At 59.7% G+C, this 14,658-nt stretch carries 14 protein-coding genes and 4 pseudogenes; 12 read left to right on the forward strand and 6 right to left on the reverse strand.

Annotated features, from left to right (window positions below):
* Window positions 1-46 precede the first annotated feature (46 nt).
* Both ligD and NKH63_RS28840 read left to right on the forward strand, forming a co-directional pair.
* Window positions 47-1,000, forward strand: coding sequence for a non-homologous end-joining DNA ligase (gene ligD, locus NKH63_RS28835; protein ID WP_352919900.1), 954 nt, complete (start codon window positions 47-49; stop codon window positions 998-1,000).
* 374 nt (window positions 1,001-1,374) lie between these two features.
* A complete protein-coding gene (locus NKH63_RS28840) occupies window positions 1,375-2,022 on the forward strand; it encodes a LysR substrate-binding domain-containing protein (RefSeq protein ID WP_352919916.1) in 648 nt (215 codons plus the stop codon).
* Between the two features lie 687 nt (window positions 2,023-2,709).
* Here NKH63_RS28840 and NKH63_RS28845 read toward each other — a convergent pair.
* Window positions 2,710-2,871 carry a hypothetical protein gene (locus NKH63_RS28845; RefSeq protein WP_352610261.1) on the reverse strand — a complete coding sequence of 54 codons (162 nt, stop codon included), beginning with the start codon at window positions 2,869-2,871 and terminating at the stop codon, window positions 2,710-2,712.
* Between the two features lie 780 nt (window positions 2,872-3,651).
* Between NKH63_RS28845 and NKH63_RS28850 the strand changes: the two genes are divergently transcribed.
* The 7 genes from NKH63_RS28850 to NKH63_RS28880 all read left to right on the forward strand — a co-directional run bounded on the left by NKH63_RS28850 (window position 3,652) and on the right by NKH63_RS28880 (window position 5,931).
* Complete coding sequence (locus tag NKH63_RS28850; RefSeq protein ID WP_352610258.1) at window positions 3,652-3,828, forward strand: hypothetical protein; 177 nt, start codon at window positions 3,652-3,654, stop codon at window positions 3,826-3,828.
* 286 nt (window positions 3,829-4,114) lie between these two features.
* Window positions 4,115-4,375, forward strand: a complete 261-nt coding sequence (locus NKH63_RS28855) for a hypothetical protein (RefSeq protein WP_352610255.1) — start codon at window positions 4,115-4,117, stop codon at window positions 4,373-4,375.
* Window positions 4,376-4,445: 70 nt separating this feature from the next.
* The gene (locus NKH63_RS28860) at window positions 4,446-4,679 is read left to right on the forward strand and encodes a hypothetical protein (protein ID WP_352610252.1); all 234 of its coding nucleotides are present in this window, start codon (window positions 4,446-4,448) and stop codon (window positions 4,677-4,679) included.
* A 16-nt stretch (window positions 4,680-4,695) separates the two neighbouring features.
* The gene (locus NKH63_RS28865) at window positions 4,696-5,049 is read left to right on the forward strand and encodes a DUF982 domain-containing protein (RefSeq protein WP_352919903.1); all 354 of its coding nucleotides are present in this window, start codon (window positions 4,696-4,698) and stop codon (window positions 5,047-5,049) included.
* 45 nt (window positions 5,050-5,094) lie between these two features.
* On the forward strand, window positions 5,095-5,247 hold the full coding sequence (locus tag NKH63_RS28870) for a hypothetical protein (protein ID WP_352610245.1): 153 nt from the start codon (window positions 5,095-5,097) through the stop codon (window positions 5,245-5,247).
* A 178-nt stretch (window positions 5,248-5,425) separates the two neighbouring features.
* Complete coding sequence (locus tag NKH63_RS28875) at window positions 5,426-5,668, forward strand: DUF982 domain-containing protein (RefSeq protein WP_352610242.1); 243 nt, start codon at window positions 5,426-5,428, stop codon at window positions 5,666-5,668.
* Between the two features lie 8 nt (window positions 5,669-5,676).
* Complete coding sequence (locus tag NKH63_RS28880; RefSeq protein ID WP_352919906.1) at window positions 5,677-5,931, forward strand: DUF982 domain-containing protein; 255 nt, start codon at window positions 5,677-5,679, stop codon at window positions 5,929-5,931.
* Between the two features lie 456 nt (window positions 5,932-6,387).
* Here NKH63_RS28880 and NKH63_RS28885 read toward each other — a convergent pair.
* Both NKH63_RS28885 and NKH63_RS28890 read right to left on the reverse strand, forming a co-directional pair.
* Window positions 6,388-6,783, reverse strand: a pseudogene (locus tag NKH63_RS28885) (transposase); the annotation flags it as partial.
* A 3-nt stretch (window positions 6,784-6,786) separates the two neighbouring features.
* A pseudogene (locus NKH63_RS28890) lies at window positions 6,787-7,437 on the reverse strand (IS6 family transposase); the annotation flags it as partial.
* A 273-nt stretch (window positions 7,438-7,710) separates the two neighbouring features.
* On the opposite strand from NKH63_RS28890, the gene NKH63_RS28895 reads away from it, so the two are divergent.
* Window positions 7,711-8,088, forward strand: coding sequence for a flagellar export protein FliJ (locus NKH63_RS28895; protein ID WP_352451800.1), 378 nt, complete (start codon window positions 7,711-7,713; stop codon window positions 8,086-8,088).
* 200 nt (window positions 8,089-8,288) lie between these two features.
* On the opposite strand, the gene NKH63_RS28900 is transcribed toward NKH63_RS28895, so the two are convergent.
* Both NKH63_RS28900 and NKH63_RS28905 read right to left on the reverse strand, forming a co-directional pair.
* Complete coding sequence (locus NKH63_RS28900) at window positions 8,289-10,208, reverse strand: potassium transporter Kup (protein ID WP_352706461.1); 1,920 nt, start codon at window positions 10,206-10,208, stop codon at window positions 8,289-8,291.
* Window positions 10,209-10,292: 84 nt separating this feature from the next.
* A pseudogene (locus NKH63_RS28905) lies at window positions 10,293-10,435 on the reverse strand (IS6 family transposase); the annotation flags it as partial.
* An 800-nt stretch (window positions 10,436-11,235) separates the two neighbouring features.
* On the opposite strand from NKH63_RS28905, the gene tyrS reads away from it, so the two are divergent.
* A complete protein-coding gene (tyrS, locus tag NKH63_RS28910; RefSeq protein ID WP_352919909.1) occupies window positions 11,236-12,495 on the forward strand; it encodes a tyrosine--tRNA ligase in 1,260 nt (419 codons plus the stop codon).
* A 335-nt stretch (window positions 12,496-12,830) separates the two neighbouring features.
* Here the strand turns inward: tyrS and tnpC are convergent.
* Window positions 12,831-13,937, reverse strand: a pseudogene (tnpC, locus tag NKH63_RS28915) (IS66 family transposase); the annotation flags it as partial.
* 76 nt (window positions 13,938-14,013) lie between these two features.
* On the opposite strand from tnpC, the gene NKH63_RS28920 reads away from it, so the two are divergent.
* A partial coding sequence (locus NKH63_RS28920) for a transposase (protein WP_502896374.1) occupies window positions 14,014-14,658 on the forward strand: 645 nt, incomplete at its 3' end.

The raw sequence follows: 14,658 nt of genomic DNA on the forward strand, positions 1-14,658 counted from the left end.
GGTTATCATGTGGTAGTCTCGCCCGCATGACGACGCTTTATCTCAATTGGCGCGCAAGACGGTGAATCCCACAAAGCCGAATAAAACGCATCCGCCGAAATGGATCGAGCCTCAGCTCACGCGCCTGGTCGACGAAGCGCCCAACGGCCCCGATTGGCTTCACGAAATCAAGTACGACGGATACCGCATGCACGCACGGATCGACGGCAGCGACATCCGCTTGCTTACCCGCACCGGCCTCGATTGGTCGCATCGATATCGAGCGACGATAGCGGCCCTGCGCGCGCTCCCGGTGAAAGACGCATATGTCGACGGGGAGCTGTGCGCCGTTCGGGCCGACGGTGTCACCTCCTTCAGCCGTCTGCAGGCCGCTATGGACGAGGGCCGCACGGGCGATCTTGCCTTCTTTGCTTTCGATCTTCTGTTCCTGAACGGAGAAAGCATTGCGAAGCTGCCGCTGATAGATCGCAAGGCGCGGCTGGAAGGCCTGTTTTCGAACGACATGCCCGGCCTGCGCTTCAGCGATCACGTGATCGGCGACGGGCCTGCGTTCCGCAAGCACGCCTGCCGGCTTGCACTCGAGGGCGCTATCTCAAAGCGGATCGACAGCGCCTATGCATCCGGTAATCGCGGCCTATGGGTCAAGTCAAAGTGTCTCAACAGAGAGGAATTCATCGTCGTCGGCTGGACCGATCCGACGGGAAGCCGCCCGCATATCGGCTCGCTGCTTCTCGGCTACTACACCGATGATGGTCGTCTGATGTACGCGGGCCGCGCCGGCACGGGCATCACGGTTGCAGAGCTCAAGCGATTGGCTGGCCGGCTTGGACCACTTCGGATGGATCGAATGCCCCTCGACGCCCCACCGCCACGTGAGAGCCGGTTCGGCTCGCCGCTTGAGCTGTCGCGCGTCCATTGGGTCAGGCCTGAAATGGTGGTCGAGGTCGCCTATCTCACCTGGACGGAAGACAATCTCCTGCCAAGTCTCGTATCAAGGTGAGCGGCAGGATAAGCCAGCCCGGCAGGTGGTGCGTTCCGTGCCCCATCCCTGACCGGCATCGGTCGCCGATCGCTTCTTTTCATCCGACTTGCTCCACCTGCAGCGTGCCGGGTGGAAGGGGCCTGATCAGCGACTTGGGACACCGGAGGGTCGAGCCAATCCCGCCGACGCGCTGCGGTCGAATAGTCGGTCTGCGTCACCGCGCCAGCCTAGTGGCGGTTGCGGAACTTTGCGCTCGACGGGCGCTGGAAAGCGCGAACCGGTCACAAAACCAGGTGTAACCATAGCCATCGGGGTGGGCCGCGCGGTATTCCTGCCATAACGCGCTGGAGATGACACCCGATGGCGAGCGTTTGCTCGCCTATGCCCGGGCGATGCTTGCCCTTAACCGGGATGCTTTGCCCGATCTGGCGCAGGCGCCCTTTCACGGCAGGGTTCGCGTAGGCCTCTCGGGGGACTTCGCACAGGTCCGCATCCTTCGCGCCTTGCAGGCATTCGGCGCTGATCGCCCTGGATTGCAGGTTGAGGTGCAAGTCGGGGTTCCGGGTGCGCTCCTCTCGAAGATGAAGGAGGGCAACATCGAACTGGTGCTCGGATCGCAGTGTGAGGGTGAGGAGATGGGGCGCCTCCTGTGGCGCGAGCCTCTTGTCTGGGCATGGGCGGATCGTACCGGCGTGAATCTTCCGGACCCGCTGCCGTTGGCGGTGTTGCCGGAACCTTGCCCCTACAGGGAAGTTGCTCTTGAACGGCTTGCCAAGGCCGGGATCAGCCAGCGCACGGTGATGATCTGCGCAAGCAACTCCAGCCTGAGGGCGGCTGCTATCTCAGGCTTTGCTGTAGCGCCGATGATCGCCAGTCAGCTGAGAAACGGACTGGTCAGGGTACCCGAAAGCTACGGTCTGCCAGAGTTACCAGAAGCGGAGTTCAGGCTATTTGCCGCATCGAACGGCGATACCTCCGTCCTCGAAGAACTGGCGGAGGCCATCCTGAATGCCGTTCCTCAGCACGCTGGCGGGGAGTAATCCTAAACTTGCACTAACGTCTGCTTTTATGGCTAGTCTCGAATATCCAGAAATGTCCGACGGCGCGGGCCGTCGATTGAACCATCCACAAACGTTCGACCTGCATTTCAATCGAGTGCTTGTTCGAGGGCGCCCGCCGAAACCACATTGGTGCCGGTGATTGGCCAACGTGAGCAAGTCTATCTAAAGATCTGATGGTCATCGAGGGTCGGCGAGAAGGTTGAGTCCGAAGACTAAACCCGCCGAGCTTTACAGCCAAAAGGAAAGTCGGCGGCCCATCTTTCAATGAGCATTGCCTGAACCCGCCGACCTGCGGATTGCCAGTGGCCCCGCGATTCGCAGCTTTGCCGGAACGAAGGGGTGCCGTCTAGCAATGTAGGCGTGTACAGTTCCAGGTGCGGAAGTTTTCAAGACTCTGCCTTAAACCGCAGCGGCCGGCCGATGGTCCCAAATTTTCCGTTCTGTGGCCCTGCTTCTTGCGCGATCCGAGTTTCCCCATACGAAAAAGGAATAGCAATAGGAGTTGATGAATGACCGAAGAGAAGAATCGCCAGAGCGCGGAATTGATGGAATTGACCGCGGATATTGTCGCGGCGTTTCTCCAGTCGCCGGCGTGGTGCTGAAACCGGCAGCAGAGGACGCTCTGAACTCCATTGCTGGTGATGGTGCTCAGTATGGCAGCGAGCCTTAATGCTGCCGCCGAAGGATCAGCGCAAGCGCGCCGAACAGCGCCGAGGGCAGGCAAAACCACGTGCCGACGCGGTCGCCAACGTCCCAACGATAGAAACCAGCCAGCGCCATCATGCCGGACAATCCTGCGACGAACGCCGCGACCCAATCGAAATCCATTCGATGCCCCTATCCATTCGATGCCCCATGGCGGAAACCGCCTTCGCAACCTGTACGCGCGGAGCTAAAGACCGCTCAACGCAATTTAGCGTGACCCTGCAGGATGGCCCTACCGTGTCCCTGATGGAGCGACATGGGCAAAAGCGCTTGGTTAGGCCCATCCTGTGACACAAGGTGTAACATGGGGCAGCCCAAACACGCCGCATTGCTTGGATCAAGAGGGGGCACGGGGGTCGCCGCGCGAGCCAGCTATCCGATCCCCCGCTCAGAAATTTCTACCAAACTTTCCTGACGGTTACGGCCCAGCTTTGTACGGTTCTTACATCCTGTTGATGTCGGTCCGGGAGAGAGTACTGTCGTCTCTTCGGCGTGCCCCTTGGGGATGGTCGGATGAATGATCGTTCAAATTATCAGTCCAACTCTACATGAGGCTATTGCTGCACTTCTGAACCGGGCGGCTCGCGGAGACATTGTTTCGATCAAGGCTGCAATAGAACGGGTCCGTGTGACTGCGCCTAATCTGCGGGCATCTGACGAAGAGCTAACTGAGGCTATCCTTGAGGTAGCTTCCGCCACTGGCCTGTTCGTGTGTTTCGACGGCCGGGAGTAGCTCTCAGCCCGCGCCTCATTAATCCGCCTAACGTTCCCGCCCAGCATTCCAGGAATTTTGCCCATTGTGGCTCCGCAAGAGCGGGCGCGCCGTCCTGCTTGATCTTCGTGATTAGCAGGAACAAATCTTCTCTCCAGAAGGTTCGGACCTGTTCGCATGCAGGATCGAGCATGGTTGAGGTCGACAGAAGGAAACAGAAGGTTATTGCCGACCTCGTACGACGGTGGGTCACGTCAGAAGCAGTCCGCAACTACCTTCGCAGAGCGCTAAATCTTCCGGTAGAACAGGAGCTGCCGGACGAGCATAAGTCTTTGCTCGATGAAATTGATCGGGCCGACAAACAGTGACCCCATGGCAATCGGGCAGCTTATCCTTGGTAATATCGACCACGGCTTTCACCGCCTCTTGTTTTGCAGCTTCGAGGTCCCGAGGGATCGGTACCCTCAACGTCAAGGAAGACTTTGCCAGTGTCGGTGAAGTCGAAGAGACAGCGCGGCATCCATACAAACACAGTAACGCGAGAATGGGCGTGACCTGACGTCCAATGATATCCGCGACATTTGGTTAAAAACGTACGGGCCAAGACTCATCGCCCTGATCCGCTTAGAGTTACTTCCGAAAGGAAGCGCTTTCATGCTGCCATTGCCCCACGCCGTCGATCCAAAAGTAGTTGCCGAGATCAACAATCTTCTAGATCATCACGCCGGGGCGGTACCGGTGCCCGTTCACAAGCTCGCCGCGGTTGTCCGGCTGCGCCTCAGAAGCCATCTTTCCATCGCGACTATTGAGGCGCTGATCGTGGACGAAGCCGAGTGTCGCCACCTGCCCATGCTGTTCGAACTGCCGGCAACACAGGCGGCTGTAGTTTCAACTGCTCTGAGTCGCGCGACTTGAAGGTTAGGGGCTCGGGCATTCGGATCTGGCAGGGGAGCCCACCCCGCGTCCGCCCCAATGGTGACAGCCTTTGACCAGCAGCAGCTCAACTAGTGGTACTGCCTATCCTGGCGATCTGATTCTGTTGAAGCAGGTCTTTGATCGTGTATGCGTCGAGCAAGGCATTCCGGTAGGAAGCGAGCAGGCGGAGCGCCTGAGCGTGAGCGCAATGGCACTCTTCTCGGACGGCGAGTTCGACGAGGCCGTTCTCTATGAACACCTTCGGTTTGTTGCCCGCTCCCTGCCGAGCAGGGACCGAGCATGACCGACCATGAATTCGGATGGTCGGCGGGTTCGTGCCGCCCTACTTACCCCCATGGCAACCCATTGGTTCGTCCCTCTGGTTCGTGAAGACTGAAACCGGCGACAGGCATGGCTGCGACAATGCGAGAGCAGCCCTTGAGCAGCTCAAGAGGTGGACCCGCAGAGGACCTCGCTGGCACAAGGCGGTGACCCTCTGTCTGTCAGACCTGGAGGGCGATCCGATTGACCCTCAGGTGGTACGAAGGGCCTTTGAGGCTGCCGCCAAGGAAGCCAAGATGTATCTTTCCCCGCGTAGGACGAGGGGAAGATTTCTCCCAAAGATTCCGTGGTTTATTCAGTACGATTCGAACATTGATTTCTTGGAGAAGTGACCCATAAGGTAGCCGCTTGGGTTCGCTGAGGTGGGAGGCCTTCGGATGAACGTTCTGACGAACTGCCGACCCCGCAAAGTGACGGCCCATGAGCTTGTTGAACAGCTGATTTTACAAGCCCGGCGCGGCCAAATTATCATCATCTCCGTCAAAGACACTATCGCGGCGGTGCGCCGTGACGGCCACATCTGGTGGTAAGTGACTGCGAGCTGGTCGCTCTTGTTGTTGATGTTCCCCAGCCTTTGGCCTGTTCGTCGCGTTCGATCTTCGGGAATAGCCGCATGGCTCTCCACTGGTTGCCCCCGCCCAGTCTACGTCAGAACCAATACTCCCGACCGGAGCTGGCCGCAGAGAAGTCCTTCTCTAGATTCCGCCTATGGCAATCCTTTGGTTCTCACCTCCGGTGTACGTCAAGACGGAGCATGACGGCTTCCGATACGGGGTCCACCACGTTGAGGCTGCGGCCGAGGAACTCGTCTTATGGACCAAGCGTGGCCCTAAGTGGCTAGAGGCGGAGCGCGCCTGCGTGGATGCCATGAGCGGCAAGGTGTCCCCCCAACAGGCCCGTGACACGTTCGAGGAGGCTGCCAAGGAGGAGGGCATGATCTTTCCTGATTAGGAGTTCTCATGGCTCGCCATTGGTTCAACCCTCCGGTCCCCGTCAAGACCGAGCGTCCAGGGGAAATCCGCAACGTCGAGAACGCCGAGACAGCCGGCGAGGAGCTGATGAAGTGGACCAGGCGTGGCGCTCGCTGGGACCTCGCGGTGCGCGTTTGCATGGCCGTGATATTCGACGAGATGGAACCTGAGGAGGCTCGTAAGGCATTCCTGGCTGCTGCAAAAGAGGAGGGGACATTACTTCCCCCAATGACAACCAGCTAACTTGAACTGCGGTAAAGGTTCTCTGACCTCTGACCAACACCGCCTTCGCGAAAGGAGCCCGCCGCCCGTGAGAAAGGCGACGGACCCCCACAGCGGCTGCACATCCAAGAAGAACCCGCTGCCACCTCTAAACCTCTAAACCCGCGAGGGCCTGCGTGTTCCTTACAACCTGGGTTGGTCGGCAGTCTGGTTCCGCTCCAATTTCCCTGTATGGCTCTCCATTGGTTCAACCCTCCAGTCTATGTCAGGAGCGACAGACCTGGCATCCGATACGGGTTAGCCACGTCGAGGGTGCCGCCGAGGAACTCATGAAGTGGACCAAGAAGGGACCTAAGTGGAAGCTGGCGGTGCTGTCCTGCATCGACGCCTTTGAGGACCAAGTGTCACCCGAGGATGTCCGTAGGCCTTTGACGAGGCCGCCAAGGAGGAGGGGCATGCTCGTTCTGGAGTAGGAAGCCGCGTGATACCGCGCCGCTTGGCGACGTTCATACCCCACGCTCTGAGGCTCGACCATTTCTTGCTGAGCACAAGCAGTGAATGAGCCGCCTCATAGAGGGCCGTGCGGGCGAGCTCGTCACCGCATCGGCTCACCTTGCCCTGAAAGTCCGTCTCGCCAGATTGGTAGCGTGCCGGGGTCAGACCCAGATGCGCGCCGACATCCCTCGATCGGCGAAAGCGGTCCGGCTGATCGACCGTGGCACGAAAGGCGAGCGCGGTGATGGGTCCCACACCGGGCACGGACATGAGGCGCCGGCAGACTTGCTCCTTGCGGGCGATATTGAAGACCTGCTCTGTCAGTCGCCCGAACTCGCGCAACATCGTTGCCACGATCGCCAGAAGCGGCTCGACAAGAACGTTTGGGGCGGGGCGGGACGAAGAGGTTGCGGAGGGCTGACAAGGTCGAGACGAAGCGTTGCAGGCCTCCCGGCGATCGGACCCCCTCCATCATCCGCTCCCGTTTTCGCGGCGGCACATGGGAATTCTCCGCTCTGTTGTTCAACCCCTTGTGCGACCGGTGCTCGCGTCCGGCATCACCTGTCGCTTTGCCGCTCCATACGAGCGCAGCTTGTCGGTGATCATGCGCTTCGGCGCGAGCCCCTGCTTCTTCAACAGCCGCGTCAGCAAGCGCTTGGCGGCTTTGGTGTTGCGGCGGTTTTGCACGATTTCGTCCAGCACATATCCATCCTGGTCGACGGCGCGCCACAACCAAAGCTTTTTGCCGGCGATGGTGACGACCACTTCGTTCAGGTACCAGACATCATTCGGGCACGGCGGCTTGCGGCGCAAGCAGCGAGCGTAGTCCGGCCCGAACTTGATGCCCCACCGGCGAATTGTCTCATACGAAACCACGATGCCGCGTTCCAGCAGCATTTCCTCAACCAGGCGCAGGCTCAGCGGAAACCGGAAATAAAGCCAGACCGCGTAGGCGATAATAGGCGGCGGAAATCGGGGGGCGTGTAGCTGACGGCGGGCGTATTCATGCCCCCCGGCGTCTATGTCGCAAATCTTGGCGATTGGTTTGTGTGACAAGCCCGCCGCAGGTCTCAACGCGTTCATATGCAGACAATGTGAAATCGCCCTATTCCGCCTTTTTTTACCGCCCCTTAAGTCCCTCGCTCGCATGCTTGTCGATGCCATTGAACTCATGGCCATCGGCCAAGGATTTGGAAAATATGTTTCCTCTCGCAGCAGAAACCGTGAGAGTCGCTGTAGGCCTAACGTTAAGGGGCTGGGAGAGAGCGGTTTGATTGGACGAAATGTGTACCGGAGTACCGAGTTATGAAGCCACGAGGTAATCTGGTCCGACTGAAGCAATTTCAGGTGAATGAGAAGCGGCGACAGTTGCAGCAGCTAGACATGATGATTGCCGATTTCGAACGCATGGCGCGAGAACTGGACTTCCAGATAAACGCCGAGGAAACGAAGGCCGGCATCTCCGATATCAATCATTTCGCTTATCCGACGTTCGCCAAGGCCGCCCGCCTACGTCGTGACAACCTCAAGAATTCGCAATCGGACCTTCTGCGGCAGAGAACCACAGCCGAGCCATGCCTCGCCGAGGCTGAAGCAGAGCTCTCCAAGGCGCAAATGCTAGAATCGCGCAGCGGCAGAGGCCACGACCTCGAACCCGGCAACCGAAGCGCCATGATCGGCTGAGCCGGACGGCTTCAGCGCGCCTCAATTCGCGACACCCGACTGGCCGTTGGCGCGTGTGTCGCCGCAGCGTGACAGCCGTCCCGGCCAGCTATCGCTGCATCAAGCCGCTGAAACTTTACAGTGCCGGGCGCGCTGCTACCTCAATTTCCTTACCGCTCAATCAATGTGACAGCACCGATTCTTCTCAACCGCGGCATGCCCTAAATCGTCACTTGCGTTCCGATCTCGACGACGCGTCCGGTCGGGATCTGGAAATACTCGGTCGCATCGGCCGCCGTGCGCGCCAGCCCGATGAACAGCTTGTCCTGCCAGACCGGCATGCCGGAATTGGGCGATGCCTTGAGCGAGCGCCGCGACAGGAAGAAGGATGTCGTCATGATGTCGAACTTCCAGCCCTGTTTGCGGCAGATCGCCAGCGCACGCGGGATGTTGGGCTGCTCCATATAGCCGAAGGTCAGCGTCACCCGCATGAACAGCTCGTTGACGGTCTCCATCTTGACGCGCTCGCTGTCGGGCACGACAGGCTGCGGCGCCGTCACCACCGAAAGGATGACGTTCTGCTCGTGCAGCACCTTGTAGTGCTTGAGGCTGTGCATCAGCGCGGTCGGCGCGCTCAGCGGATCGCTGGTCAGGAACACCGCGGTGCCCGACACCAGATGCGGCTTCTTCTTCAGCAGATTGCCGGCAAGGAAATCGAGCGGGATCTCGTTCCGGCGCGTCTTGTCGAACAAATAGCGGCTACCGCGGATCCAGGTCCACATCGCCAGCACGATGGTGAAGGCCACCGCCAGCGAAGCCCAGCCACCTTCGAACACTTTGACGATGTTCGAGGCAAAGAAACCAATGTCGATGAACGCGAATACCACTGTCAGGGAGATGGCCAGCCAGAGCTGCCATTTCCAGATGCGGGTCATGATCACGTACAGCAGCACCGTCGTCACCAGCATATTGCCGGTCACCGAAATGCCGTAGGCTGAGGCAAGCTTGCTGGATTCGCCAAAGCCGACCACCAGCAGCATCACCACCAGCGCCAGCAGCATGTTGACGCGCGGCATGTAGATCTGGCCGGACTGTCTTTCCGACGTATGGAGGATTTCCAGGCGCGGCAGCATGTTGAGCTGCACCGCTTGCCTGGTCAGCGAGAAAGCGCCGGAGATCACCGCCTGGCTGGCGATGACGGTCGCAGCGGTGGCGAGAACGACCATCGGAATAAGCGTCCAGCCTTCGTTCATCTCGAAGAAGGGATGACCGACCACTCCGTTTTTCGCCAGCACGAATGCGCCCTGCCCGGCATAGTTCAGCAGCAGGCAAGGGAACACGATGGCCAGCCAGGCGAGCACGATGGGCTTACGGCCGAAGTGGCCGAGATCGGCATAAAGCGCCTCGGCGCCGGTGACGGCGAGGAAGATGGCGCCGATCGTCACGAAGGCGACGTCTGGTGAATTGATCAGGAACGCGACGATGTAATGCGGGCTGACTGCCAGCAGGATTTCCGGATCGGCGATGATGTGGTTGAGACCGGAAAGGCCGATGGCCAGGAACCAGACTGCCGTGATCGGGCCGAAGATCAGGGCGACGCCGCCGGTTCCAAACCGCTGTGCCGAAAACAGAATCGCCAGGATGACCAGCGTCAGCGGCACAACATAGGGTTGGAAGGTCGGCGTGACGACGTTCATGCCTTCGACCGCCGACAGCACCGAGATCGCCGGCGTGATGACGGCGTCACCAAAAAAAAGCGAGGCACCGACGATGCCGATGCCGAGGATCACCGCCGAGCGGGTCGGGAAACTGTTGCGCGCCAGCGCCATCAGCGACAGCACACCGCCCTCGCCGCGATTGTCGGCCCTGAGCACGAACATGATATATTTGATGGTGACGATGATCGTCAGCGACCAGATGATCAGCGACAACACGCCGAGGATGTCGCCACGGTTGGCGACTTCGCCCCCCGACGATGCCACCAATGCCTCGCGGAAAGCATAGATCGGGCTGGTGCCAATATCGCCGTAAACCACGCCGAGTGCGCCCAGCATCAGCACCTTGGTGCTGTGCTGCTCGACCTCAGAATGGCTCGATTGTTCGACGGGTTCTGCCTCGTTACCAGCATTGGTAAGGGCCATGGACGACACTCCGATAAGCGCGCGGTGCTCTACGCTTGCTGCACTGCAATATCAAGTGCCGTCACGTAATGGCTCCGTATGCGGACCGCATTTGTTGCCCCACCGGCGGATTGTCTCATACGAAACCACGATCCCGCTCCAGCGCCATTTCCTCGACCAGACACAGGCTCAAGGGGAACCTGAAGGAGAGCCAGACCGCATGGGCGATGATCTGCGGCAGGAAACGATGGCGCTGCTTGTAGCTGACGGTCGCGATGTTCAGGCCATCGGTCTATGCCGAAAGTTAAGTTGATAACGCCTTAGCATATCTTTCTCCTGTGTGTGTCTGCCAGACGAGCGGGCGGGCACGGAAGTGGTCGCGCTCTGGCTGCCAGACATACTCGTCGAACCTGATGAAAACCTGACTTGTACACCCAGCCCAAACCGGTGCGAGGGGTCGGTCTAATACCAAAGGCTCTGAGGGCTGACTCTCTAGGGTTCCCGCCTCGATTGATCCCAAGCAGTTCGAAATGCTCGCCGCATGAGCGCCGCGTGACGATCAACCTGCCCGACCTCAGCTGGAGTTTGCGACGGAACCGGGAAATATGCCGGACCAAGCTGACTGGTGACACACGAACGCCTTATTGTCTTCCGGTCTGGCGGCAACAGTATCGGCAGGACGCCAAAGCTGACCGGCTGCTACAGCGAAGCGCAGGTGAAGCGCGTCTGGGCTCGACATCAGAAGGAAAGCGGGAAGCAGGAAATGTTGTCGCAAAAGTTGAGTTCTGCGACGGTGCAAAAGTCAGTTGCAAATCGTCGCGACAGAGGCTCGGCAGCTCCCCGAAGTAGCCATTTCAGATTGCTTGCAGGTGCGGATAAAGTCCTTTATGCATGGGCACATGATCAAGTCCGCGCTCATCGCTGCAATCTATTATGCGACGCTTCCATAAGGAGCGGCGCGTTTCGATCATGCCTTGAAACAAGCCGCCGTCAGGCGGCTTTGTTCATGAGAGGACCCCCTGGCGGCAATACCAGGAGGATTCCCTATATGGCACTTCCCGATTTATCAACCGGTCATTCCGAACCATGTTCGGCGGCTTTGAAGACGCTCATTGAGCGCGGCTATGTAAATCAAGGGACCGACCTGCCGGGTGTCGATGCCGCCTTTGAAGCAGGCATCGTACCCGCTTACGCTGGTTTCGATGCGACGGCTGACAGTCTTCATGTCGGCCATCTTCTTCTGATCATGGCGCTTCGTCATCTTCAGCAGACTGGCCATAAACCCATCGTTCTCATTGGGGGTGGGACCACCCGCATCGGCGATCCCAGCTTCCGTTCGGAGGCGCGGCCGATGCTGACGGACGAGCGGATCGCCGCCAACATTGAAGGGATCAGAAAGGTCTTTGACCGTCTCCTTGTCTTCGGAGACGGCCCGACGGATGCCGTGATGGTGAACAATGCCGACTGGCTGGACAGCATTCGTTGGATCGACATGCTGAGAGACGTCGGCAGGCATTTCTCCGTCAATCGGATGCTCTCTTTCGACAGTGTGAAGTCGCGGCTGGAAAAGCAGGAGAACCTGAGCTTCTTAGAATTCAACTACATGATCCTCCAAGCGTTCGACTTCCTTGAGCTATCCCGCCGGACCGGTTGCCGTCTGCAGATGGGTGGAGCCGACCAGTGGGGGAACATCATCAATGGCATCGACTTGATACGGCGGACGGATGGAAAGGAAGTCTTCGGAGTGACTACGCCGCTTCTGACGACTCCTTCAGGTGTCAAGATGGGTAAGACGGCTGCCGGAGCTGTGTGGCTCAACGAAGATCGCCTTTCGCCATACGATTACTGGCAATTCTGGCGTAACACGGAAGACGCTGATGTCGTTCGGTTCCTGAAGCTTTTCACCGATCTGCCGATGGACGAGATCGAGCGATTTGGACAGGCTGAAGGAACCGAGCTAAACGCCGTCAAAGAACGTCTCGCCAACGAAGCTACGGCCCTGGCACATGGAACTAAGGCCGCCAAACAGGCGGAGGCCACGGCTAGCCAAGCATTTGGGCAGGGCGAAGCCGCAGAGGGGCTACCGACGCTTCATTTAAATGACGCCGAGGGCTTGGCCGGAGTAGCCCTTGTGGATTTGCTGGTACGCGCCGGATTGACCTCCTCCAAAGGGGAAGCGCGAAGGGCGATCTCGGGACGAGGTGTGCGGATCAACGGCAACGTCGTCGAGGTGGATACAATGATATCGTCCCAAGACCTCCCGATCCGGCTTTCGCTCGGCCGGAAGCGCCACACTGTTGTGAAGTAGGGTTTCAGCAAATGCTGTCGCAGAAATTCTGCCCGCTTAGCGGATATTGCAGACATTCGCGTCGAGTTCCCTGAGGACTGTCGAGAGACATTCCTCAGGGGGTAGTTAGAGCCGGGCAAAGGCAGCAAACTGGCCGGGTGGGTGATTGGCTACTATATTGCGTGATGCATTAACATGTAGGCGGTCGAGCAGCATTGTCACGCATCCATGCGGCAATGGGCGGGCCGTTTCCTTTGATGTGATCGGCATTGACGGCGTAAGCGCTATTTTCGCTGCACGTTGACGCGGGGGCTTTCGACGGATGGCCTTCGAATCGGGAACGGTATCTGGTCTGATCAGGTTGCTGTTACTTTGGCGAAGTTGAAGGGCAGCAGATCCTCGATGGCTGCGTTCTCGGGGCGCTGAGGTAGTTCAGTGAGGACGTGGCGCAGCCACGCTAACGGCTCGACGCCACAGGCGCGGCAGGTCAACATCAGGCTGTAGATGACGGCGCTGGCCCTGGCTCCGTCGACGGTATCGCTGAACAGCCAACTTTTCCGGCCAGTGGCAAAGATTCTGATGTCACGCTCGAGAAGATTGTTGTCGATCGGCATGCTGCCGTCCTCGGTGTAACGAGTCAGATATCCCCATTGGTTCAGGGTGTAGGAGACGGCGTCGCCGAGCTTGCTGTCCGGCAAGACTTTTGGGGCGATGTCGTCGAGCCATGCCTTGAGAGCCTGGAGGATCGGGACACTATGTTGCTGGCGGAAGCGGCGAATGCAGTGATCTCGCGTTTCGCCGTCATCGGGGATTTCGTTCCGCGCCTGCCTTTCAACCCGATAGAGCTGTTCGAAGAACCGGAGAGCCTGTTCCGGCGGCCCGCCACGCTTCTTCCTCGCCTTTAGGGCATCGACGAAGCGCCGCCTCGAATGAGCCATGCAGCCAAGATGCGTTGCCCCTTCCAGCGTGCGCCAGGCGGAATAACCGTCACTCATCACGATGCCGCGGTAATCGCCCAAGAAGGTCTGCGGGTGTATCTGGCCGCGACCCGGCTGATAATCGAGCAGCACGATCGGCTCGTCACTGTCGTGGCCGCTCCGGTATGCCCACATGTACGAGGTGCTGGTGGCCTCTCTGTCCATTTCCTTCAGCACCTGGACCGTGGTCTCGTCGCCATGGATGAGGGGCTGCGATCTGAGCCGCAGCTTCAGCACGTCATAGATGCGGGCGAGATGCTTTTCGCTCGAGCCGATCACCCAGTGACCCAGAGCGCCACGGCTGACAGTAACGCCCGCGCGCTCGAAGGCCTGCGCCAGGCGGTAGAGCGGTGTGCCGTCGACGTATTTGTGAACGAGCGCGAAGGCCAGCGTCGAGACCGTGGCGATGCTGCCCGGCAAGGGTTGCGCGGGCATCGGCGCGGTCACGACCGGCGTGTTGATGCCGGTACGGTCGCAATGACGGCAGATCCCATGGGGAGTGGATCGTGGCCCGCACTCTGGCAGAGTGGGCCATCGCAACTCGCTCTTTGGAGGCCCTTTCATGCATCTTTCGACCACCGATCAATCCGAGCTACAAGCCGCTGTCCGCGTGGATCTTGGCGCAATCTTCGTCTCGCTGGAGCTGTCCAGATCGACCTGGCTAGTCACCTCGATTGTACCGGGCAGCGAGAAGATGTCACGCCACATGGTCGCCGGCGGTGACAGTGCCGGGCTGCTCGTCTGCCTCACCGGGCTGCGCAGCAAGGCCGAGGCGCGCACGGGCACGCTTTATCCGTTGGTGGTGATCCAGGAGGCGGGGCTGGACGGCTTCTGGATCGACCGGGTGCTGAACCGCGAGGACTGGATCGAAAGTCACATCGTCGATGCGGCATCGATCGCAGTGTCGCGCCGCCACCGTCGCGCCAAGACGGATCGGCTTGATGGCGAGGCGCTGATCCGCGCCCTGCTGGCCGTCAAGCGGGGTGAGCCGCGCGTCTGCTCGATGGTCCGGGTGCCGACGCCCGAGAATGAGGATCGCCGCCGGACCAACCGCGAGCGCAAGGTGCTGGTCGCCGAACGGGTCGAGCACGTCAACCGCATCAAAGGCCTGCTCTTCAGCCAGGGCATCCGCGACTACGAGCCTTTGCGCCGCGACCGCCGCGATCGCCTGGAAGAACTGCGGACCGGCGATGGCCGCGCCCTGCCG

Origin of the sequence: Mesorhizobium sp. M0960, from assembly GCF_040319055.1 — a bacterium.
GTDB lineage: Bacteria > Pseudomonadota > Alphaproteobacteria > Rhizobiales > Rhizobiaceae > Mesorhizobium.